The sequence below is a fragment of the Metabacillus flavus genome (assembly GCF_018283675.1).
In the GTDB taxonomy this organism is placed as follows: domain Bacteria; phylum Bacillota; class Bacilli; order Bacillales; family Bacillaceae; genus Metabacillus_B; species Metabacillus_B flavus.
Window position 1 is genome coordinate 3,242,449 of record NZ_JAGVRK010000001.1, and the last position, 20,110, is coordinate 3,262,558.

At 43.3% G+C, this 20,110-nt stretch carries 24 protein-coding genes; 8 read left to right on the forward strand and 16 right to left on the reverse strand.

All coding sequences use genetic code 11. The features are described 5' to 3' along the window. Positions 1-207 precede the first annotated feature (207 nt). The 3 genes from J9317_RS16710 to dapF form a co-directional block, all read right to left on the reverse strand. Positions 208-1,248 carry a tyrosine-type recombinase/integrase gene (locus J9317_RS16710; RefSeq protein WP_249292211.1) on the reverse strand — a complete coding sequence of 347 codons (1,041 nt, stop codon included), beginning with the start codon at positions 1,246-1,248 and terminating at the stop codon, positions 208-210. Positions 1,249-1,465: 217 nt separating this feature from the next. Then, positions 1,466-1,828 carry a HesB/IscA family protein gene (locus tag J9317_RS16715; protein WP_211560547.1) on the reverse strand — a complete coding sequence of 121 codons (363 nt, stop codon included), beginning with the start codon at positions 1,826-1,828 and terminating at the stop codon, positions 1,466-1,468. Positions 1,829-1,900: 72 nt separating this feature from the next. Then, a complete protein-coding gene (gene dapF / locus J9317_RS16720; RefSeq protein WP_211560549.1) occupies positions 1,901-2,758 on the reverse strand; it encodes a diaminopimelate epimerase in 858 nt (285 codons plus the stop codon). Positions 2,759-2,976: 218 nt separating this feature from the next. Here dapF and J9317_RS16725 point away from each other — a divergent pair, with 218 nt between their 5' ends. Next, positions 2,977-3,666: a DUF2225 domain-containing protein gene (locus tag J9317_RS16725; RefSeq protein WP_211560551.1), complete on the forward strand. Its 690-nt coding sequence runs from the start codon at positions 2,977-2,979 to the stop codon at positions 3,664-3,666. A 41-nt stretch (positions 3,667-3,707) separates the two neighbouring features. Here the strand turns inward: J9317_RS16725 and J9317_RS16730 are convergent, their stop codons facing one another. Beyond that, complete coding sequence (locus tag J9317_RS16730) at positions 3,708-3,944, reverse strand: YuzB family protein (RefSeq protein ID WP_211560553.1); 237 nt, start codon at positions 3,942-3,944, stop codon at positions 3,708-3,710. A 303-nt stretch (positions 3,945-4,247) separates the two neighbouring features. Between J9317_RS16730 and J9317_RS16735 the strand changes: the two genes are divergently transcribed. Together J9317_RS16735 and J9317_RS16740 are read left to right on the forward strand one after the other, a co-directional pair. Beyond that, positions 4,248-5,315, forward strand: coding sequence for an NAD(P)/FAD-dependent oxidoreductase (locus J9317_RS16735; protein WP_211560560.1), 1,068 nt, complete (start codon positions 4,248-4,250; stop codon positions 5,313-5,315). Positions 5,316-5,411: 96 nt separating this feature from the next. Further along, positions 5,412-5,900 (forward strand): GNAT family N-acetyltransferase, encoded by a 489-nt coding sequence (locus J9317_RS16740; RefSeq protein WP_211560562.1) that lies wholly within the window; start codon positions 5,412-5,414, stop codon positions 5,898-5,900. A 307-nt stretch (positions 5,901-6,207) separates the two neighbouring features. On the opposite strand, the gene J9317_RS16745 is transcribed toward J9317_RS16740, so the two are convergent. Both J9317_RS16745 and J9317_RS16750 read right to left on the reverse strand, forming a co-directional pair. Further along, positions 6,208-6,447, reverse strand: coding sequence for a hypothetical protein (locus J9317_RS16745; RefSeq protein ID WP_211560565.1), 240 nt, complete (start codon positions 6,445-6,447; stop codon positions 6,208-6,210). Between the two features lie 119 nt (positions 6,448-6,566). After that, the gene (locus J9317_RS16750) at positions 6,567-6,881 is read right to left on the reverse strand and encodes a YuzD family protein (RefSeq protein WP_211560568.1); all 315 of its coding nucleotides are present in this window, start codon (positions 6,879-6,881) and stop codon (positions 6,567-6,569) included. 205 nt (positions 6,882-7,086) lie between these two features. Between J9317_RS16750 and J9317_RS16755 the strand changes: the two genes are divergently transcribed. Continuing rightward, positions 7,087-7,320 carry a NifU family protein gene (locus J9317_RS16755; protein ID WP_123919089.1) on the forward strand — a complete coding sequence of 78 codons (234 nt, stop codon included), beginning with the start codon at positions 7,087-7,089 and terminating at the stop codon, positions 7,318-7,320. Between the two features lie 44 nt (positions 7,321-7,364). On the opposite strand, the gene J9317_RS16760 is transcribed toward J9317_RS16755, so the two are convergent. From J9317_RS16760 to yutH, 5 genes are all read right to left on the reverse strand, one after another. Then, positions 7,365-9,326: a S9 family peptidase gene (locus tag J9317_RS16760; protein WP_211560572.1), complete on the reverse strand. Its 1,962-nt coding sequence runs from the start codon at positions 9,324-9,326 to the stop codon at positions 7,365-7,367. A gap of 111 nt (positions 9,327-9,437) precedes the next feature. Continuing rightward, complete coding sequence (thrB, locus tag J9317_RS16765) at positions 9,438-10,367, reverse strand: homoserine kinase (RefSeq protein WP_211560583.1); 930 nt, start codon at positions 10,365-10,367, stop codon at positions 9,438-9,440. Beyond that, the gene (gene thrC, locus J9317_RS16770; RefSeq protein WP_211560585.1) at positions 10,364-11,425 is read right to left on the reverse strand and encodes a threonine synthase; all 1,062 of its coding nucleotides are present in this window, start codon (positions 11,423-11,425) and stop codon (positions 10,364-10,366) included. The genes thrB and thrC overlap by 4 nt, the downstream gene beginning before the upstream one ends. Beyond that, positions 11,422-12,720: a homoserine dehydrogenase gene (locus tag J9317_RS16775; RefSeq protein WP_211560588.1), complete on the reverse strand. Its 1,299-nt coding sequence runs from the start codon at positions 12,718-12,720 to the stop codon at positions 11,422-11,424. Before J9317_RS16775 ends, thrC begins: the two co-directional genes overlap by 4 nt. A gap of 219 nt (positions 12,721-12,939) precedes the next feature. Continuing rightward, positions 12,940-13,926: a spore coat putative kinase YutH gene (gene yutH / locus J9317_RS16780; protein WP_211560591.1), complete on the reverse strand. Its 987-nt coding sequence runs from the start codon at positions 13,924-13,926 to the stop codon at positions 12,940-12,942. A 278-nt stretch (positions 13,927-14,204) separates the two neighbouring features. Between yutH and J9317_RS16785 the strand changes: the two genes are divergently transcribed. Continuing rightward, the gene (locus J9317_RS16785; protein WP_431190692.1) at positions 14,205-14,687 is read left to right on the forward strand and encodes a phosphatidylglycerophosphatase A family protein; all 483 of its coding nucleotides are present in this window, start codon (positions 14,205-14,207) and stop codon (positions 14,685-14,687) included. A gap of 38 nt (positions 14,688-14,725) precedes the next feature. Here the strand turns inward: J9317_RS16785 and J9317_RS16790 are convergent, their stop codons facing one another. The 3 genes from J9317_RS16790 to J9317_RS16800 are packed head-to-tail and all read right to left on the reverse strand — an operon-like array spanning position 14,726 to position 17,278. Continuing rightward, positions 14,726-15,496: a TIGR01457 family HAD-type hydrolase gene (locus J9317_RS16790; protein WP_211560594.1), complete on the reverse strand. Its 771-nt coding sequence runs from the start codon at positions 15,494-15,496 to the stop codon at positions 14,726-14,728. A gap of 21 nt (positions 15,497-15,517) precedes the next feature. Further along, on the reverse strand, positions 15,518-15,955 hold the full coding sequence (locus tag J9317_RS16795; RefSeq protein ID WP_211560596.1) for a DUF86 domain-containing protein: 438 nt from the start codon (positions 15,953-15,955) through the stop codon (positions 15,518-15,520). A gap of 15 nt (positions 15,956-15,970) precedes the next feature. Next, positions 15,971-17,278 carry an EAL domain-containing protein gene (locus tag J9317_RS16800; RefSeq protein WP_211560599.1) on the reverse strand — a complete coding sequence of 436 codons (1,308 nt, stop codon included), beginning with the start codon at positions 17,276-17,278 and terminating at the stop codon, positions 15,971-15,973. 155 nt (positions 17,279-17,433) lie between these two features. Here J9317_RS16800 and J9317_RS16805 point away from each other — a divergent pair, with 155 nt between their 5' ends. Both J9317_RS16805 and J9317_RS16810 read left to right on the forward strand, forming a co-directional pair. Beyond that, complete coding sequence (locus tag J9317_RS16805) at positions 17,434-17,697, forward strand: DUF3055 domain-containing protein (protein ID WP_211560603.1); 264 nt, start codon at positions 17,434-17,436, stop codon at positions 17,695-17,697. A gap of 118 nt (positions 17,698-17,815) precedes the next feature. After that, the gene (locus J9317_RS16810; RefSeq protein ID WP_051860775.1) at positions 17,816-18,034 is read left to right on the forward strand and encodes a hypothetical protein; all 219 of its coding nucleotides are present in this window, start codon (positions 17,816-17,818) and stop codon (positions 18,032-18,034) included. Positions 18,035-18,094: 60 nt separating this feature from the next. Here the strand turns inward: J9317_RS16810 and J9317_RS16815 are convergent, their stop codons facing one another. Continuing rightward, positions 18,095-18,370 (reverse strand): YutD family protein, encoded by a 276-nt coding sequence (locus J9317_RS16815; protein WP_249292543.1) that lies wholly within the window; start codon positions 18,368-18,370, stop codon positions 18,095-18,097. 122 nt (positions 18,371-18,492) lie between these two features. On the opposite strand from J9317_RS16815, the gene J9317_RS16820 reads away from it, so the two are divergent. Then, positions 18,493-19,170: a YhcN/YlaJ family sporulation lipoprotein gene (locus J9317_RS16820; protein ID WP_211560608.1), complete on the forward strand. Its 678-nt coding sequence runs from the start codon at positions 18,493-18,495 to the stop codon at positions 19,168-19,170. A 40-nt stretch (positions 19,171-19,210) separates the two neighbouring features. On the opposite strand, the gene lipA is transcribed toward J9317_RS16820, so the two are convergent. Beyond that, complete coding sequence (gene lipA / locus J9317_RS16825; RefSeq protein WP_211560611.1) at positions 19,211-20,107, reverse strand: lipoyl synthase; 897 nt, start codon at positions 20,105-20,107, stop codon at positions 19,211-19,213. Between the last annotated feature and the right edge of the window lie 3 nt (positions 20,108-20,110).

Consider the following 20,110-nt stretch of genomic DNA (forward strand, 5'->3'; position numbering starts at 1 on the left):
ATCTACACAGAAGCCGCCTATTGCAGTAGGTGGCTTTTTGTATTTCGTGTTAACTTTCTGACATAATCTTTTTATTTAATTCTCTTTTCTAGTTATCGCATCAGAAAATGTTCCAGCAACCCTGTGCTTAGTCATAGTTACCTCCACTACTTTTTTAGTGTACCAATTAATTTCCTCTATTGAGGTCATTCCATAGAATTTTCATGATTAGACTCCACCCTTTCTTTTTCTAAGATTGTTTATGGGTGAGAACTCATCATGTCTTGACCGCATATCCGATATGTCCATCTGTATATACCTTCGCATAGTTCGGATATCTGTCCAACCACCCATCTTTTGCAATGTGAATGCGTCACAACCGTTGAGAATCATGTTCTTCGCCCATGTATGCCTGTACACATGGGCTGTAACTTTCTTCTTTTCGACTCCAGCTTGTTCCGCATGATACTTCAATCTTTTATTTAGTTGGTTAGCTGCAAGAGGTTCACCGTAAGTGGATAAGAAAATCCTATCAACCCTAAAATGTTTTTCGTTTTCCGTTATTAAATGGAGAATCAACTTCATTACATATGCTGAAATAGGTACAATTCTGGGTCTTCTGTTTTTATTATGAACACCATTTAGTGTGATGAATCTGGTAGAAAAATCGATGTCAGCTGCTTTCAAGTTCACGAGTTCACTGATTCTCAATCCACTATCTAACAATAAGTTAATGGCGACAAAATCTCTGAAACCTACATAATTTCGTTGATTAGGCTGTTGAAGTATAGCCTTTACATCAGTATCCGAGAGGCAATTTGTTAAATCAATATCTTGTTTGAGTTGTCTCACCTTATCCATTGGATTCACTTCAATTAATTCTTCTCTCTCCAAATGATTGAACATGGAACGGTAAACACGCAATCGAATGTTAATCGTAGTTTCCTTTAATCCAATGGATTGTTTGCTGGAATCAATAAACTTGTGACCCGTGTAACGTACGGCATCGTATTTTAAATAGTTCACATAGTTACGAATCATTTCCGTCGTAATCTGGTCAATAGTCTGAACGTTTTCATAATTGTTCAACATCCATTCGGTGAAGTACCCCCAAGTTTTGATGTAATCTGTAACGGTTCTCTCTCGAATACCTTCCGCCTTCTTACCAGCAATAACTATGTTTAATGCTTCCTGAAGAGGCAATATCGGGTATTTCTTTGAGCTCATCAGCTCCCCAACTTGTTTTCTTTTTTTCCGATTCAAAGCCAAAGGAAAAACCTCCTTATCAGTGAAATTGGTATTCACCGTTAAGAAGGTCGTAATTTGTAACCTAAATGAACTGACTTTACACTCGATTCAACCTTATTTCGAGGTAACGTGCAGCATGTAATCAATCTACAATAATCCACCCGTTTGAATCGATGGACTCAACCGATGATTTCCAACCCAACGTTCAGCAATAAACCGTTGAAAACGTTGATATACCTCAGCACTCTTCCGGTGTACCCTTATTCGTCGCCGTCACAAACGATGACCCGCAGCCGCATGAGGCAATCGCATTAGGATTGTCGATGGTAAAGCCGCCGCCCATCATGGATTGTTTGAAGTCGATCACGGTGCCTTTTAAAGCAGGTGCACTTTCTTTATCGATTAGGACAGGGATGCCGAAGAATTCGAGTTCGACGTCGCCTTCTTGTTTTTCGTGGTCAAATCCCATTCCGTAGGAGAGTCCGCTGCAGCCTCCGCCTTTGATTCCAACGCGGAGGAAGGCATTTTCTTCTTCGTGTTCTTTCATCATGTCTTTTATTTGAAAGGATGCTGCTTCTGTAATTGTAATAATCTCAGCCATGTGATCACTCCTTTTTATAAATGGCTATAGGTTAAGTATACATGGTGAGTTGGTTAGACTCAAATACTTGAGCTAGCGGATATGGTACGTGCCTTCAGCGATGACTTCTGCGGGGCCGGTCATTAGGACATTTCCTTGTTCGGTCCAATTAATGATGAGATCTCCGCCTGCCAGGTGGACGATGATGTCTTCTCCTCTTGGGGATTTTCCATTTAATACGGATGCGACGGCAGCGGCGCATGCTCCTGTTCCGCATGCCTGTGTGATGCCGGATCCTCTTTCCCATACCCGAAAATTCAGTTCGTTTTGGTTCACTACTTCGATAAATTCGACGTTGATTCCGTCATGGAATCTCGGATCTTTTTCAACGGATGGGCCCAGTGTGGTTAGTGGGGCTTTTTGAATATCATCTATATAAAAAATAATATGTGGATTTCCCATTGATAGTGCGGTTATCTCATAAGTTTCTCCTTGGAAGAGCATGTTTTCCGCTATTACCGTCTCTTCAGGGACTCCATCCATTGGAATGTCTTTTTTTTGAAGTCTTGGTTTTCCCATATCCACGGTTACTGCTTGAACCTGATTATGGCTTAAATGAATCTTGGCTTCTACTAAACCGGATAGTGTTTCAATTTTGAAGACAGTTTCAGATACAAGCTGATGTTCATAGGCGTACTTTGCGACGCATCTTAATCCGTTTCCGCAGTTCAAGGCCTCCGAGCCGTCATTATTGAATATACGCATTTTGACTGGAGCCTGTTCGGATGGACAAATGAGGATCATTCCATCGGATCCTATTCCCGTGTAGGGATTGGCAACCTCTCTTGCAAGCCTGGGCAGATCCGCTTCATTTAGGTTTTCTTCGAACATGTTGACATAAATATAATTGTTGCCGAGTCCATGCATTTTGGTAAATTGAAAGGTCTCCATTTTCCGTCCTCCAAAAAAATGATTTCTATAAGTATAAAGTTTGCGGAGGCGGTCTACAATAGGAATATCCCCCGTTTGAATAGAACGATAAGAACTCCTTGCGACTTTAGTAAGGAGTTTTTATTTTTTCTGTTTAGCTGGATTATAGAATATTGAAGTTCCGACGGTTATTTATGGTATAATAGAACTACTTTATTGGATCCGAAAGGAGATCGAGAATGGAAATTGCTCATTTATATGACAAAAATACTACTTGCGTTCTTTGCAATACTTCCTTCAAGACTAAAAAGCTCCGTTCCTCATTCATCCGCATTGAGTTCAATGATTCGGATTTTTACTCTAAATACAGATTAGAGAGCTGCAATCCGCTCCTTTACTATGTAACGGTGTGCCCGAATTGCGGGTTCTCTTTTTCTGAAGAATTTTCTCCTCATTTATCCGTCCCAGCCAGAAAGCATTTAACTGAGCAAGTATGGAATCACTGGACAAATAATGATTATTGCCAGGAAAGGTCGATGCAGGGTGCCCTTTCGGCTTATAAGCTTGCGATTTACTGCGCAGAACTTAAACAGGAAAAACACTCGGTAAAAGCGGGTTTGCATCACCGTTTGGCCTGGCTGTACCGTTCAGCGGGCAATGAGGATCAGGAGATGCGTTTTTTGGAGCTTGCTCTTGAGGAGTACATCCGATCTTATATGAAGGAAGATTATGCGGGAACGAAAATGACCGAAATGAAAGTGCTCTATTTAATTGGTGAATTGAGCAGACGAATCGGAAAGGAAACTCAAGCGGTAAGGTACTTTTCCCGAATAATTGAAAATCAGAGTCAGACTCTTGAAAAGGGTCTGGTTGAAATGGCTAAGGACCGATGGCAGGAAATGAGAGATGCGAGAGCTCTTGTTCAGTAGCATACAGAAAAGGATGACCTCGGGAGGCCATCCTTTTTATATTAGAACATCGGATTCTCTTCCAGATGCTGATAGATGTTTTCAACGAGCTGGTCCGGGTTTTCGCCAGTTACGGCCTCACCGTTTACAAGAGCATACATGGATTCGAAGCATTTGCCGCAGTATCCAAGGCAGCCGTATTCCACGATATCCAAGTTGGGATCCTTTTCGAGCGTTTCAAGTGCCCGCTGTGATCCGTTTGCCAGATTGCTTATGCAAAATTCAATTATCGGCTTCATGCTATCACCTCTCTAATTCCTTCTTATCCTACCCTTTTTCGATAAAAATCGTCAACGTTTATTGCTTATAGACTTCCAAAAGCTCTGTTCACTTTGTTACAATTAACTTAACACATTTACGTAATAAGGTTGTACTATTCAGCACTTTTACATAGTAAGTGGATATTTTGCCGCGGTATATTGTGATTTTGCGGCAAATTCGATATACTTTTTAGTGGCATTTTGAAAAGGTTTTCTTCAATTTTATCAATTTAGAATACTATTTTTTTATTAATTCCCGTGGGGAGAAGGGGAAATTCGCATATGAAAAATCTAGTAATTCTTGGCGGCGGGTATGGGGGAATGAGAATTCTTCAAAGACTGCTTCCAAATAACCTTCCAAATGATGTTCAGATCACCCTGGTTGATAGAAATCCCTATCACTGCCTGAAAACGGAATACTACGCGCTGGCAGCCGGAACGATTTCTGATCACCACATCCGGGTGGATTTTCCAGAGCATGAAAATCTGACTCATAAGTATGGGGAAGTCGCTTCTATTAACCGGAAAGAAAAAGAAATTGTGTTCACAAATGGAGAAACGCTTGGCTATGATGATCTTGTAGTGGGTCTTGGCTGTGAAGATAAGTATCATGCCGTCCCTGGAGCACAGGAATATTCATACAGCATTCAGACGATTGATCAGTCCCGTAAGACGTATCGGGAGGTCAATGACCTGCCTGCAGGTGCAATCGTTTCCATAGTGGGAGCAGGTTTAAGCGGAGTTGAATTGGCAAGTGAACTGCGAGAGAGCCGTAAAGATTTAAAAATCAAACTTTTTGACCGCGGGGCAACGATCCTTTCAATGTTCCCGGAAAGACTTAGCCGCTATGTACAGGGCTGGTTTGAGGATCATGGGGTTGAAATTATTAATGGTGCAAACATTACAAAGGTTGAGCCGAATATCGTTTACAATCACAATGAACCCGTTCATAGTGATGTGATCGTTTGGACGGCCGGGATTCAGCCGAGTAAAATTGTTCGTGAATTGGATGTTGAAAAGGATACGCAAGGCCGTGTCGTGTTAACTCCGCAGCATTATATTCCGAATGATAAGAGCGTATTTGTCGTTGGAGATTGCGCTTCTCTGCCTTATGCTCCAAGCGCCCAGCTTGCAGAAGCGCAGGCTGAACAAATTGTTGTTGTTTTACTGAAACGGTGGAAAAACGAACCGGAACCTGAATCATTCCCGCAATTTAAGCTTAAAGGCATTTTAGGATCGCTCGGTAAAAAGCATGGCTTTGGATTGCTCAATGAAAAGCCGCTTATGGGCCGGGTTCCGCGCTTGCTTAAATCAGGGATTTTGTGGATGTACAAGTTTCATAGAGGGTAATTGTTCATGGCGGAGAATACTTTCCGCCTTTTTCTTCGCTTTAAAAAAGGCTGATTTGTCATTTACAGGCTATTCATTTTAATGGAGGAGTAAAACGTGAGCATTCCGGTTATAAAAGAATACGCAGATGAGTTTCAGAATGAAACAGCAGAGTTAATCCTAGCGATTCAACAGCACGAATACCAAGTTGCCATTACAAAGGAAGAGCAGCCTGATTTACTTAATATCAAAGAATTTTACCAGGCAGGTAATGGGAACTTTTGGGTAGCTGTTTATGAAAGAGAAGTAGTCGGTACGATTAGCCTGCTGGATATAGGCAGCCAGCAATTGGCATTAAGGAAGATGTTTGTGAAGAAAGAATTCAGAGGGCCAATCTTTCAAACAGCAAGTCTATTGCTGAATACTGCTTTAAAATGGGCCAAAGATAAATCAATATCAGCAATATTTCTTGGAACAGCACCACAGTTTAAAGCTGCTCATAGATTTTACGAGAAAAATGGATTTATCAGTATAAAGCTTGAGCAATTGCCGGCAAGTTTTCCTGTGTTACAGGTGGACAAGAAGTTCTGTACCTATTTGGTATAGGTGCTAGGGTTTCGCTTTTTTCAAATGGCTATGATAGAGCATGGTGTTGATTTTTAACACCTGGTGATTGGAGCGGAAGGCGTGAGACTCCTGGAGGAGCAGCGGGACAGGTGAGACCCCGCAGTGGCGAAGTTGGGAGAAGGCTCACCGCCCGCCCAAGGATAAGCGAACGCCTGCTAGCTGCAATCAACAGCCTAGTTTAACAGAGCTTTTCAAATAAGGGATTCCTTTTAAAAACCGCAAAAAAAAAGCACTCTCATCAGAGTACTTCCCCAAACTAACTATTCATTTCACAAGGAAGTACCTGTTACGCTGTAATCCATGAATACTTCTTTATTGCTTTGCTGACGGCTTTTGATTTTGATGGATCAGCTGAACTGGTATGGATTACTCCATCTTTACCTGTAACGTACACTTTGTATTGCAGCTTTCCTCTTCCGTCTTTCTCAAGATGGATATCGATCATGCACTTGGTTTGATTAATTTCATATTCATATGTGTGATTTTTGATGACTGTATAGTTTTTTAGTGCGTTCATTTTATTCATGATATAGCCTCCTCTAAGAAAACTATATCATGAAATAGGTCATTTTACTTAATTATTTTTGGAAAATAAGGAGTTTAGGTAGTCGGATTTTCCCTAATTCAACATGCTAGCACACAACTTTATGCCCCTTTTACGAAGCCGAGCTTTTCAAGTTCTTCGCAAATAGTTTTAAGCCTTGGACTGCCTTCTCCAACCACATTGCCGTTTATGACGACGAGGGGATAAAAATATTCGTCGTTTCGCACTTTTTCGGCCATGTCTTTTTTTGCCCCTTCAAGATCGGGGTTATAGATGTCTATATAAGAGACTTCAATGGCTTGATCAGGGTATTTTCTTAAAAGTGCTGCGCTTAGCCACTCTTGCGTTTCTTTTGATGAAGGCATGTTTACACAGCTTGGACATAAAACTTCTGCACCATAGACTTCAATGTTCATGATTTTCACCCTCCGCGGTCAATGCTTTTCTCCATTGTATTCGATACGTGCGCTTTTTGCATATGTTTTTAACAGACATCATTTGTCCGTATGTTTCTCAATAAAAATGTGATACAATAGGTGAAAATATGGATATTTCCGAGTCTTGGCATTCGATTTTATTGAAGTGCCGGAATATAATAGTAGCAGGAAGGAGACGATTGCTATGGAAGAAAATCAAAGAGAACAAGTACAGGAAGTACTCGATAAATTGCGTCCATTTTTGCTTCGCGACGGCGGAGATTGTGAACTGGTGGATGTAGAAGATGGAATTGTAAAACTTCGTCTTTTGGGAGCTTGCGGAAGCTGCCCAAGTTCAACGATTACACTGAAGGCTGGTATTGAGCGCGCATTGCTTGAAGAAGTACCTGGTGTAGTGGAAGTTGAGCAAGTATTTTAATGCATAAAAAGAAGCCTCCGGTTTTGGCCGGGGGCTTCTTTTTTTTACACATGCTCATTAAACCATGCAGTGATAGCATTCAGCCTCTCCACCCTAAGCAATGGATGGCCACTTCGGGATAGCTCGTGATTTTGATCGGGAAAACGAATGAACTTGACGTTTTTTCCTTTTCTCTCTAGAACTATATAAAGCTGCTCTGCCTGCTCAATCGGACATCTATAGTCCTTTTCGCTGTGAAGGATGAGGAGCGGTGTGTCGATTTCATCGGCGTATTTCAGCGGAGAGTGGTCCCAAAGCTTCATAGCATCCTCCGGCATGGTTCCGCCTACTTCCCATTCTGTGAAGAACGTGCCGATATCGCTCACTCCGTAAAAGCTGAGCCAGTTGCTTATGGATCGCTGGGTCACTGCTGCTTTAAAGCGGTTTGTATGACCAACAATCCAGTTTGTCATAAATCCGCCGTAGCTTCCGCCTGTTACACCAAGTCTTTCCCGGTCAATAAACGAAAAATCCTCAAGTGCCGCATCGACAGCACTCATTAAATCTTTGTAATCACTGCCTCCGTAATCGCCTCGATTTAAATTCACAAAATCCTGGCCATATCCATGACTTCCGCGCGGGTTTACGTAAAGAATGGCATAGCCTTGTGAAGCAAGCACCTGGAATTCGTGAAAATAGGTGTTAGCATACATCATATGAGGGCCTCCATGAATCTGGAGGATCATCGGGTATTTTTTCCCCTCTTCCATTACAGCAGGCTTCATGAGCCATCCATGAATGCTCCATCCATCTTCCGCTTCTGTTTCTAACGGCTGCGGAGCAGAAATAGAGGCACCCTCCAGCCATGGTTTATTCAGCCGGGTAAGCTGAACCATTTCCCCGGTTTGAAAGTCCGCTTCAAACAGCTCTGAAGGCGAAATGGGAGTACTGATTGAAAGCACTCCCCAGTGCTCTGATGGGTGCATGACAAACCCGTTTACATGCTCTGTTTCCATTCGGACTGGATACATTAGTCCTTCTATTGAACCGTAGTAGACTCCTGTACTGCCCCGATCCGTAACAACCATATAAAATCCTTTAGAATCTGCCGTCCATTGAATAGCTGGAGAAACCGCACCATATAACGAGTCACTTACAGCAGCATCGCCTGCATACATATCCCATTCACCGGTCAGACATTGCAGCATTTCATTTTCAGTATCGTAGAGCCAAAGCTTTTGAAGGGTAGCACTTTTATATCCTTTCTCATGTCCGAAAAACGCCAGGCAGCGGCCATCAGGTGAAAATTGAGGTTTGGAGAAAATGCCTCTTCCTGCTGTTATGTTTTTGTCCGTTCCTGTCTTTACATTTTTTATATGTACATCCGAAACAAGTCCTTTCCCGGGAATTTCGGGAGGAGTATGGATGTACGCAAGCTGGTCGTCTGACACTGAAGGACTTTCAGCGTCTCCTTCACAGCTTACCCATTCTCTTGTTTCACCTGTTTTAACATTGAGGTGATAAAGCCTGCTTTTTCTGTCCCGGATGAACCCGTCACGATCAGATTTGTAGCGGATTTGGGTCACTTCAAGAGGCGCAGGCTGCTCTGCTTTCCTCTTTGGATGTTCATACGAATCGTCTTCCTGAAAATAAGTTAGGAAAAGAAGCTGCTCATCATCTATCCATAGCGGATTTGATGCACCGTGACTGGAAAAGGTAAGCTGTCTCCCTTCCCCGCCACTTGCTTTCATCAGGTAAAGCTGGGAAACACCCGAACGGTCTGATACAAAAACAAGTTTTCCGCCTGGTGACCAGCGCGGAGAATGGTTTTTATTTTCGCCAAATGTCCACTGCTCCTCTGCTTGGCTGTGCCTATTGATTACATGCAGGTGGGATTGATACGAATGCGTTTTTTCAATGATAGAGGATACTGTAAAAACGGTCCGGCTGCCGTCCGGCGAAATACGCGGATCAGCAGGAGTCTTTATTTTGTACAAATCCTCTGATGTTATTTTTCGATGGGTCATAATGTGCACTCCTCCTTATTGCCATTATACTTACTTCGGCTATCGAAAGGATTTCCCTTTAATTTTATGGCATCGCTAAAAAGACACGCGTGCTTTTGGCGTGTCTTTTTATCATAAACTTCCCGAATGGTTATAGCTTGAAAAGTGTTCGACCGTACTGCCCTCCGAAGGGACAAATAAGAGATCTACATGACAGGCAGCAAATTGCTTGCGAAGCAGTTCAGCAATCCTTGGTCCGTCTCCCGGCTTGGCAAAACAGATTACAGCAGGTCCTGCTCCGCTTAGCGCGGTGCCATAGGCTCCCGCTTCTTTGGCAGCATCTGCGACGAGTTCTAATTCAGGTGTCAGAGTTCCTCTGTATGGCTGGTGAAGCAAATCCTTCTCCATCATCTTTCCTGCCAGCTTCCAGTTGCCTGTCATGAAAGCAGCAACGAGCATATTTCCAACAGCTCCCGCTTCAACTGCTGTTTTAAATGGCAGGGAGGCTGGCAGTACGTCTCTTGCATCCTTCGTAAAAACCTTGTACGAAGGAATGACGACAACCGGATCCATTTGAAAATCAGACAGGTGAACGATGCTGGTTTCATCTTTTTGGTGGAGGCCGATCACCATTCCGCCATACACAGATGCCCCTGCATTGTCCGGATGTTCTTCCTCAAGACTCGCAAGCCTCGCCTTCTCTTCCAAAGTGAGAGCGAGCCCGCATAAGGCATCTGCAAGCTCAACACCTGCAACAATTGCAGCAGCACTGCTTCCAAGTCCTCTTGCTACAGGAATATCACTCCATACCTTAACATGGCAGGAAGGCAGGCTTCCTCCATACTCAGCAGCGGTCCGTTCCGCTACCTGATAGATCAGATTTTCCTTTCCCTCAGGCAAACCTGATGTTTCAGGACTCTCCGCTTCAAAGAACCATGAGTCAGATAAAGCTACTGTCAGAATCAGATACCTGCTGAGAGCAAGGCCGATTGAGTCAAAGCCCGGCCCGAGGTTTGCGGTACTGCCGGGTACTTTAATTTTCAGCATCTCTCCTTCTTTCATACCGGCTGTACTCCTTTAAGACGCTCCAAAATACTGTCTTCTTCATTCGGGAGAAGAATTGGTTTGATTTCATTATAATCAATAGCTGTATTCGGATCCTTCAGGCCATTTCCTGTCAGAACGGAAACAATCCGGATTCCTTTTGGAAGCTCTCCGCTCTTCAGCTGTTTAATGACCCCTGCAATAGATGCGCAGGAGGCAGGCTCTGCAAAAATACCCTCTTTTCTTGCGATAAGCCTGTATGCCTCCAGTATTTCATCGTCCGTTACCTCATCAATTTTTCCCCCTGACTGGTCTGCCGCTGCAACGGCAAGCTCCCAGCTGGCAGGGTTGCCGATTCGGATAGCCGTTGCAATCGTTTCCGGCTGATTGATGACCTGATTACGAACAATAGCTGCCGCACCTTCCGCCTCAAATCCTCTCATTTGGGGCAATCCGGTTTGCTTTTTCTCGTGATATTCCGTAAATCCCTTCCAGTAAGCAGAAATATTGCCTGCGTTTCCGACAGGAATGGATAGGATATCCGGTGCGCTTCCTAATGCATCACAGACTTCGAAGGCCGCTGTCTTTTGTCCTTCAAGCCTGTATGGATTCACAGAATTCACCAATGTAATCGGAAGCTTTGCGCATACACTTCGGACAATCTTTAGAGCATCATCAAAATTCCCGGGAATGGAGTAAATCTCTGCTCCGTACATCACCGCCTGCGCAAGCTTTCCAAAAGCAATTTTCCCTTCAGGAATGACGACAATGCTTTTCATCCCCGCTCTTGCCGCATAGGCTGCGGCTGCCGCGGAAGTGTTTCCCGTGGAAGCGCACATGACGGTATTGCTTCCCTCTTCTTTCGCTTTGGCAACGGCCATGACCATACCGCGGTCTTTAAAGGACCCTGTCGGATTCGTTCCCTCTGTTTTCACATACCAGTCAACTCCGTACTGTTCGGACAGGTTAGACAGGCGAATCAGGGGCGTATTGCCTTCATTTAAGGTCAGGTCAGGTGTCCGCTCATTAACCGGCAGATAATCCTTGTATGCCTTTAACAGTCCGTCCCAGCTCATACTCCGCCATTCCCTTCGACCCGATATGTGCTTTTGACCTGAGAAACCACTTCAAGTTCATCCAGCTGGATCTGAATTTCTGAGAAATCTTTTTGGGAGGCATGGTGCGTCACAATGACGATTTCTGCAAGCTCACTGTTTTTCAGCGGCAGCTGAAGGATTTTTTCAAAGCTTACTCCCCTCTCTGAAAACAAACCGGTAATTTTCGCTAATGCCCCCACTTGATCCTTCACATGGATTCTTAGAAAATGCTGAGCGAAAATTTCTTCCTCCTTCTTCATTTGTTTTTCATACTGTGGAGAAACAGCGCTTCTTCCGTTCACTCCCAGTCTCATATTCTTCATAACTCCTACTAAATCAGAAACGACGGCTGTAGCTGTAGGCAGACTGCCTGCACCGGGGCCGTAGAACATCGTTTCCCCTACCGCTTCTCCATATACGTATACAGCGTTGTATTCATCGTTTACAGCTGCCAGCGGATGATGATCCGGCAGAAGGGTCGGCTCAACACTCACTTCAATTTTATTGTTATGCCTGTGGGCAATACCGATTAGCTTCATTGTATATCCGAGCCGTTTGCTGTAATTGATATCATCATCTGAAATCGCAGAAATCCCTCTTACCTGGACATCCTTTAAATCTACATTCATGGAGAATCCAAGACGTGCGAGAATCGCCATTTTCCTGGCCGCATCAAGACCTTCCACATCTGCTGTCGGATCAGACTCTGCATAGCCTAATTCCTGAGCTTCTTTTAATACATCTGAATATGGACTTCCATACTTGCTCATTTTTGTTAAGATGAAATTGGTTGTACCGTTCACAATTCCCATCATTTTTGTAATCCGGTCTGAAGCAAGTCCGTCCACAAGACTTCTCAGGATTGGAATTCCGCCTGCTACACTCGCTTCATAAAATAAGTCACAGCCATTTTTGGTAGCTGCTGCAAGCAGTTCGGAACCATAAAGAGCCATTAAATCTTTATTAGCCGTAACGACCTGTTTCTTCTCATTCAAAGCAGCCAGCAAATACTCTTTTGTCTGCTCAATTCCGCCCATTACTTCAATTAAAACGTCTACATCTTTATCTAAGATTACTTCATTTGGATCCGTTGTCAGTAAAGAGGGATCTACATCCACCATCCGCTGCTTATCTTTTTCGCGAACGAGTACTTTTTTCACTTCCACCGGACAGCCAACCAGATGCTGTAACTTGTCCTGATGCTCACGAATGATTTTGACTACCCCGCTTCCTACCGTACCTAATCCGAGCAGTCCTACTTGAATAGCTTTCATCTGAATGGTCTCCCCTCTCTCAAAACACAAATGTCCTCTTAAGAAAGACACTTGTATTTATGTAATAGACATTTTATGCATAGTTGCATTATAAATCCCGTCATATTATTTTACAAGGCTGAATTTTCTGCTAACTATAAATGTAAACGCTTTACCTTATGTGGACAGAGGATTTCTTCTTTTTTAAAAAACCCCGGCACCTCAATAGGTCCGGGGTTCTCATGCAAGCCAATGGAGGACAGGAAGCTGGATTTTCTTCGTTCTCATGGAAAGCATCCCTGCGTAAGACGTTAGAAACTGCTCATATTCAGCGGAACGCTGCAATAATTCTTGAAGCTTCTTTTCGTAATTCGGTTTTTCTGAATCCGGAGCTAAATAATAATCCTCAATGCATTCAAAGTAATGAATAGGAAATAGCAAGCGGCTGTAAATAAGCCTCCATGAAAAAGAAGAAAGCGGTGCAGTTCGGTCATAGTCGGCCAGGAAATTGCCTCCTTCGTTTCTTAGCTGGTCTGGATTTTGGAGAAAATCATATCTTAAATACTCAGCAATATCACGGCTTGCATGATCAAACACCCAATCTGTCGGCAGCTTAATTGTAAATTCCCTGTTCCACAAATCTGAATGAAACCGGTTATGGCAGATGGCAGCTGCGTCTGAGAACAGCGGTTCATCATCAAGCTCCGTATCAACAAGGTATTGAATCCCGTTCTCCGCGAGTCCAAGGTAATAAGGAAAGGACTCAATAAACAACTTTTCAAAATGGTCCAGCGGATGCGCCTGCACCTTTCCTCTCCAAAAGACTTCGAGCTGATCAAGCCTTCGTTCCCACAGATCCTTCCATTGACCGATGCGCTTCGTTTTATCTGCCTGGTATGGATAGCTTCTCGATCTCTGGTGAAATTGAGCCAGTTCTCTCCCGGCAGATTGCCCTCTTGAAACAATACGATCCGGGCATTTTAAAACCGTGTATCGCCTTCCATCCTTCTCTGCAGATAATGTTCCTTTCAGACTCGGCCAGAATACCGCCACGTATGGTTCTCTTTTTTCCTGTAAATACTGACTCATATAATAAAGCTCATACAGCTCCTGTTCGTCGATTTGCTGTACGGGAACGATGATTCCGATTGTGCCATGAACCCGAAAGGCATCATAGCTTCCCGCTTTAAATATTCCAGGTACTTGAAGGCCAAAGTGCTCTTTCAAAAAATCTTTCAGCGAAACCATCTCCGTTTCAGGCAGTCTTATCCTATCCTAATCGAAGAATCGGCTGAATATGCTACTTTTTGGCGCTGAATACTCACACCATTTAATGACGAATGTATAAAATATTCATATAAGGCGACCTAGCTGGAAGAAAGTTCTGCTACATGTGCGATGTCCTGCCGCAGCAAAGAACTGACATGCTTCCAGGAGGACTCCTGCTGGACTATGGTTGAAAAGACCCTAAACAAGATGGGATGATGCGGATGGAGAAGCGCGACATGGATAATGTTGAAAAAAAGGCCAGACAAAAGATGGCGGAGCGCGGGGTTCAGATAACCGATATTGCAGAGCTCGTCTACTATTTGCAAAAAAAATATCATCCGAATTTGCAAATGGATGATTGTACAGCCAACGTAGAAAGAGTTCTGGCGAAAAGAGAAGTCCAAAATGCCATTCTGACTGGAATTCAGCTTGATGAACTGGCGGAAAAAAAGATGCTTGAGGAGCCGCTGCAGGGTATTATTGAAAGCGATGAAGGCTTATATGGGGTGGACGAGATTATGGCCTTTTCCATCGTCAATATATATGGATCCATTGGTTTTACCAATTATGGATACATTGATAAGGAAAAACCGGGCATCCTTGGATTTTTAAATGATAAATCCACCGGCATGTGCCACACGTTTCTTGATGATATCGTCGGAGCAATTGCAGCTGCAGCATCGAGCAGGCTTGCTCACCGTGCAGCGAATACTGAATGAGGTATAGAAACAGCCGGGAGACATCTCCCGGCTGTTTCTTATATGTTTTTGAACCATTCTTCGAGTGAATGAACGGCATAAGTTGGCTGAACATCCACTTCTTCAAGATGCTCTTTAAGCGTGACGCCGGTATGGACAATAAGAGTGTCCATTCCAGTCCTGATGCCAGCCAGAATGTCTGTTGCATAATTATCCCCAACCATGAGCGTATCCTCTTTTGGAACTCCAAGTACCTCAAGTGCCTGCTCCATAATAATGGGCTCAGGCTTGCCGATAAAGACAGGCTGTACTTGAGTAGAAACAGTGATAACAGAAGTCAGAGAACCATTTCCCGGAAGGAGCCCGCGCTCTGTTGGAATGGCAATATCACCGTTCGTTGAAATAAACTGTGCACCGTTTCTGACAGCAAGGCATGCGGCTGCAAGCTTTTCATATGTAATTTCCCGGTCTATTCCGACTACCACGAAATCAGCCCGTTCATCCCCTGAGGAAAAACCCTTTTCTTCCAGAGCCTGTCTGATTCCCTCTTCTCCAATTACATACACGGTTCCGCCAGGTTTTTGTTCATGCATATAATTGGCAGTGGCTTGAGATGTGGTAAAGACCTGCTCCGGAGCCGCAGGAATATCGAAGGCATTCAGCTTTTCGGCTACTTTTTCAGGAGTGGCCGAAGAATTGTTTGTTACAAATAGATAGGGAATACCCTTTTCGTTCAGCAGTTTAACAAACTGTCCTGCTTCCTCGATCTTTTCCGTACCCTTATACATCGTGCCATCTAAGTCAATTAAATAGCCTTTATATGATTTCATGCTGTTCACTCCTGCTGGAACTTAATTTTTGAATGCCGATACCGGACCAAGCTCATTCATGAGATACGTGCGGACCTTTTGAGGAAAAGCCGTCAGTATATCCAAATGTGTGCTCAGCAGATTTTCAAGCTGCTTTGTTTCTGCAGTAATATACTCTTGGATCAAAGGCTTTCTGAAAAAAACCAGTTCCTTCAAACCAGCCTCATCATCCTTTGCAATTACTTTTTCATCCAGCAATATATCAATGATATCCTCATAACTTCCAGGATCCCTCATGATAAATCCATCAATCAGGGCATTGCCGGTGTCAAGAATGCATTCGATCGTCAAATGCCCCAGCCTTTGCAGAGCCAGCTTTTCCATTTTCGTTTCAAAAGAATCGGTTTCTGAAAAAAAGCTGAGAAGGTCTTCCATCAGCTTCAGCGTTTCCTCAATTTTTTCCCTGTCTACAAAATACATGCAGTCATCCCCTTTTTAGAAGGCTACCCGTTCTTTTTGAAGCAATCCAGGCTTGGCATAAAAATAGCCCTGTGCCAAGTCTACCCTATTTCTGGTCAGTACATCAGCCTCTTCTTTCTTTTCGATGCCCTCAGCCACTACAAGCGATCCTGTTTCTCTTGCGATAAGAAGAAGTCCTTTAAGCATCGATTCCTTTACCCGGTTCGTATCAATATTTTCAATAACCGACCGGTCAATCTTGATGATATCCGGCAGTACTTCGCTGATTGTATGCAGACTGGCATAGCCCGCTCCTGTATCATCAACAGCAATGCGGATTCCAATATTCCTCAAGTCGCTGATATTATCCTTAAAGAAAGCCATTCCCTCAATGGAATCCCGCTCTGTAATTTCCAGAATTATATTCTGCGGATTTACAGCAGGATGACGTTCGAATGCTTTTTTTACAGAAGCAACAAACCGCTTGTTCCCCAAAGTAAGGGGGGTGAAATTGATGTAGATATCCTCTTGTGTACGCGTTTCTTCAACGAGAAGCATGGCTTTTTCCAAAATCAGCATTTCGAGATCATAGACCATATTGGTTTGCCTTGCGACTGAAAATAATTGGAGCGGATTTTCAAGAGGTGTGCCTTCAGGGCCTCTCGTTAAGATTTCCCAAGCGTGTACCCTGTTCGTATCCAGTTCAATAATCGGCTGGGCAAGGAGCCTGATTTTCTGCTTTTGGACAATGTCTCTCATGTTGAGCATCATATCGATATATTTGGAATGGATCCGTTTTTCAGCCATATCAGCGGCCTGCTGCTGGGTTCTTAAGATCGCCTCGTGGGTGGATCCTTTTGTTCTGTCAACGAACATATAACCGGATTCACTTGTAAAATGAATATAAGGATATTCTTGAGAAAGCCACTTTTGAATCATAGATACAAAATATCCGATGAATTGTTCGATATAGGGGACGCTTTGCTTATTTTCATCAATTTTCAAAAAAACGGTCAAGCCTTTATTATAATAATCGTGCACCACAAGTATATCATTCTGAAACTCAGACGTCTCCAGTATGAATTTAGTCTGCTTTTTAAACCTCAGACAGAACTCCTTCTCCTGAGAAGAGTCCAGCTGTGAAATAAATTCTTTTATGTTCGTAAAATTTATGACAATTCCCGCTACTTTTTTTCCGTCGATGACAGCATCATAAACCCCTTCGAGCAGCGGATTCCGCAAGATGAATTGCGGAGGGAAATATTTTAAATAGGTATATGGGAGTAAAACTTTACTCCATTTGGTAATCCGCTTAGCGTTTGTAGTACAAAAATCACGGAACATGTTCTCAGCCCTTCTGGTTACGCACCAATATGTAAGACTATTTTACCACAAGTGAACAAAAATCGGATTTTTCACGTGAAATTTTCTGTTTTAAGAAGAAGGAAGATTCTGAATTTGGTATACTTTTATAAATAAACAGGTTAAGGAGGGGAAAAATGGAGCGATTTTTTTTATATGATGAGGTAGATTCAACAAAAACAAGGTTTGTCAGTTTCACTGGCGAGCATCAGCGCTTTGATTTAGCCTTGCTGCATACGAACCGGTACTATGGCAAAATGATTGTGCTCAACCTCCAAAGCAGCCGGTTTGCGATTGTTGGTACAGATGACTTAGATGAACCCGGCTATATTGAGCAGGCATTCGAGCTTTCAGAGGAGGAGGCAGCAGAACTTAGAGAGTTTCTGTACGAAACCGTTTAAGAGCTGGGATAAGGCGAGCCTGATTCGATAAAACTACACCTAAACAGAAATTGGCAGGTGAAGAGCAGTGGATCAATCCAAAAACGATGAATACCGGGATTTTTCAAATGTCGAAGCGATGAGGAATTACATTACGCCAGAAATAACTCCAGAGGGCCCATATGGTGCTCCGAGAGGAAAAGACACCCCTGTTGAAAACAAAACCACCCCATGGAAAAAAGGACAGCGGTATTACAGCGCCTTTAATTATGAAAATAAAGACCTTCACCAGGAACTCCAGCGCCAGGATCCGGGTGCACACCCGACTCACGATGACCCCGATGCAAATGAGCAGTAAAAAAGAGCTTTTCGCTATGGAGCGAGAAGCTCTTTTTTTCTGTTACTTTTAGAAAGAAGCCTATTTACGGACTTTTCGTAAAACAAAATATGCACAGCCGAAATTACAGTACTCATAAAGATACTCATCAAGGGTGCTGATTTTGGTATCATAAGAGGCTTTCTGGTTTTGATCCTCGAAAAATCCTTTCAGCCTAAGCTGACCGTAACCCCAATCACCAACGATGTAATCATATTTATTTAAGATGTCCGAGTACCGCGCTTTAAAGGCTTCTTCGTTAAAGCCGTCTCGCTCATCTTTGAACAGTTCATAATGAATATTTTGTACGGTTACCAATGGACAGCGCTCCTTATAGCGGACGTTTATTTTCTTTATCATATCGGATTTTCCCTTCTCCATCAATTACTAAGGAGAATTTGCTTGAAAATGGTCATGTTAATAACAGGAGGTGCATGAAATTGAATTTTGTTAAACCGTTCGTTTTCCTGACAGCCCTTCTCCTGGCTTCCGCATGCCAAATGGGTGAGGAAGGGCAAAAAGATATGACCGATCAAAATGGAAGTACCATCAATGTAGATGAGAATAAAGATATGTACAAAAAGACAAGCAATGAAAGCAAAAAGGAGCAGAAAACAGAGAACTACGGGTTTGTCCGGCATAAAAAAAGCGGTTTGACAGAGAACGGCAAACAGACAGAGTATTATGGAATTAACCGCGAAGAGCTTGCTGATACAATCAGCGGGTTATCCGTTCAGCTCCCTGGTATTGAGGAAGCGGCAGTCCTTGTAACAGATGAAGAAGCTTTGATTGCTTATCGGGGCAGCGGCAAAAATAGAGATGAAATGGCTGATATGGTGAGCAAAACGGCTATTTCTGCCGTTCCCCGCTATTATCATGTATACATTTCCGATAATCCATCTTATTTTGACCAGCTTCAATCGTACAGTAAAATGGACTCCCAAAGTCCGAATGCCGATGCGATTATTTCCAAACTGATCCGGCAGATGCTTAAAAGTTCTCCACAGGGCAAAAGCTTGAATAAAGGGGAAAATGCAAACGGCGAGGGTTATGGAGAAATGAATGAGAACATGGATGAGGATATGAAGGACTCTTACGAGAAAACACGGCAGCAATAATAAAAAAAGTGTCTGCTGCCTGAGGCAGAGACACTTTTTTTTATGCGTTTGCCTGACGCTGCTTGGATGCTTCGTTTACCTGCTCATCAGCATGGTAAGAAGAACGGACCATCGGGCCTGCTTCACAGTGGCTGAATCCTTTAGAAAGAGCGATTTCTTTCAATTCTGCAAACTCATCAGGATGATAGTATTTTTGAACTTTCAAGTGCTTTTTCGTAGGCTGCAGATACTGGCCGATTGTCATGATATCTACATGATTTGCACGCAAATCGTCCATCGTTTCAATGATTTCTTCCTTTGTTTCTCCGAGACCAATCATAATAGAGCTTTTCGTCGGAATATCGGGCTGAAGTTCTTTGGAACGCCGAAGCAGTTCAAGAGAACGGTCGTATTTCGCACGGGCCCGGACTCTTGGCGTAAGACGCTTAACAGTCTCGATATTATGGTTCAGAATATCAGGACGCGCGTCCATAAGGTTTTTAAGGTTTTCATACGAACCGCCCATATCTGATGGAAGCACTTCTACTGTTGTGAACGGACTTTTTCTGCGGATTGCACGAACAGTTTCTGCAAATACCTGTGATCCGCCATCTTTAAGATCATCTCTTGCAACAGCCGTTACAACGGCGTGCTTAAGGTTCATAACCGCAACAGAATCTGCTACACGTTCCGGCTCCTGAAGATCAAGCTCTGTTGGCAGGCCTGTTTTAACCGCACAGAAGCGGCATGCACGCGTACATACGGAACCTAAAATCATAAAGGTAGCTGTACGTCTAACCGCCCAGCATTCATGAATATTCGGGCATTTTGCTTCTTCACAGACCGTGTTGAGCTTTTGCTCCCTCATTAATTTCTTTAGGCCCGTGTAATTTTCATTCGTATTCAGTTTTATTTTTAACCATTCCGGTTTACGTAAATGTTCCTCTTGTTTGGCCAAAAA

Coding starts and splice junctions, on each gene's coding strand:
- J9317_RS16715 (WP_211560547.1), bottom strand. CDS start 1,828: ATGGCTGAGATTATTACAATTACAGAAGCAGCATCCTTTCAAATAAAA.
- dapF (WP_211560549.1), bottom strand. CDS start 2,758: ATGGAGACCTTTCAATTTACCAAAATGCATGGACTCGGCAACAATTAT.
- J9317_RS16725 (WP_211560551.1), top strand. CDS start 2,977: ATGGAAATTGCTCATTTATATGACAAAAATACTACTTGCGTTCTTTGC.
- J9317_RS16730 (WP_211560553.1), bottom strand. CDS start 3,944: ATGAAGCCGATAATTGAATTTTGCATAAGCAATCTGGCAAACGGATCA.
- J9317_RS16735 (WP_211560560.1), top strand. CDS start 4,248: ATGAAAAATCTAGTAATTCTTGGCGGCGGGTATGGGGGAATGAGAATT.
- J9317_RS16745 (WP_211560565.1), bottom strand. CDS start 6,447: ATGAATAAAATGAACGCACTAAAAAACTATACAGTCATCAAAAATCAC.
- J9317_RS16750 (WP_211560568.1), bottom strand. CDS start 6,881: ATGAACATTGAAGTCTATGGTGCAGAAGTTTTATGTCCAAGCTGTGTA.
- J9317_RS16755 (WP_123919089.1), top strand. CDS start 7,087: ATGGAAGAAAATCAAAGAGAACAAGTACAGGAAGTACTCGATAAATTG.
- J9317_RS16760 (WP_211560572.1), bottom strand. CDS start 9,326: ATGACCCATCGAAAAATAACATCAGAGGATTTGTACAAAATAAAGACT.
- thrB (WP_211560583.1), bottom strand. CDS start 10,367: ATGAAAGAAGGAGAGATGCTGAAAATTAAAGTACCCGGCAGTACCGCA.
- thrC (WP_211560585.1), bottom strand. CDS start 11,425: ATGAGCTGGGACGGACTGTTAAAGGCATACAAGGATTATCTGCCGGTT.
- J9317_RS16775 (WP_211560588.1), bottom strand. CDS start 12,720: ATGAAAGCTATTCAAGTAGGACTGCTCGGATTAGGTACGGTAGGAAGC.
- J9317_RS16785 (WP_431190692.1), top strand. CDS start 14,205: ATGGATAATGTTGAAAAAAAGGCCAGACAAAAGATGGCGGAGCGCGGG.
- J9317_RS16790 (WP_211560594.1), bottom strand. CDS start 15,496: ATGAAATCATATAAAGGCTATTTAATTGACTTAGATGGCACGATGTAT.
- J9317_RS16795 (WP_211560596.1), bottom strand. CDS start 15,955: ATGTATTTTGTAGACAGGGAAAAAATTGAGGAAACGCTGAAGCTGATG.
- J9317_RS16800 (WP_211560599.1), bottom strand. CDS start 17,278: ATGTTCCGTGATTTTTGTACTACAAACGCTAAGCGGATTACCAAATGG.
- J9317_RS16805 (WP_211560603.1), top strand. CDS start 17,434: ATGGAGCGATTTTTTTTATATGATGAGGTAGATTCAACAAAAACAAGG.
- J9317_RS16810 (WP_051860775.1), top strand. CDS start 17,816: ATGAGGAATTACATTACGCCAGAAATAACTCCAGAGGGCCCATATGGT.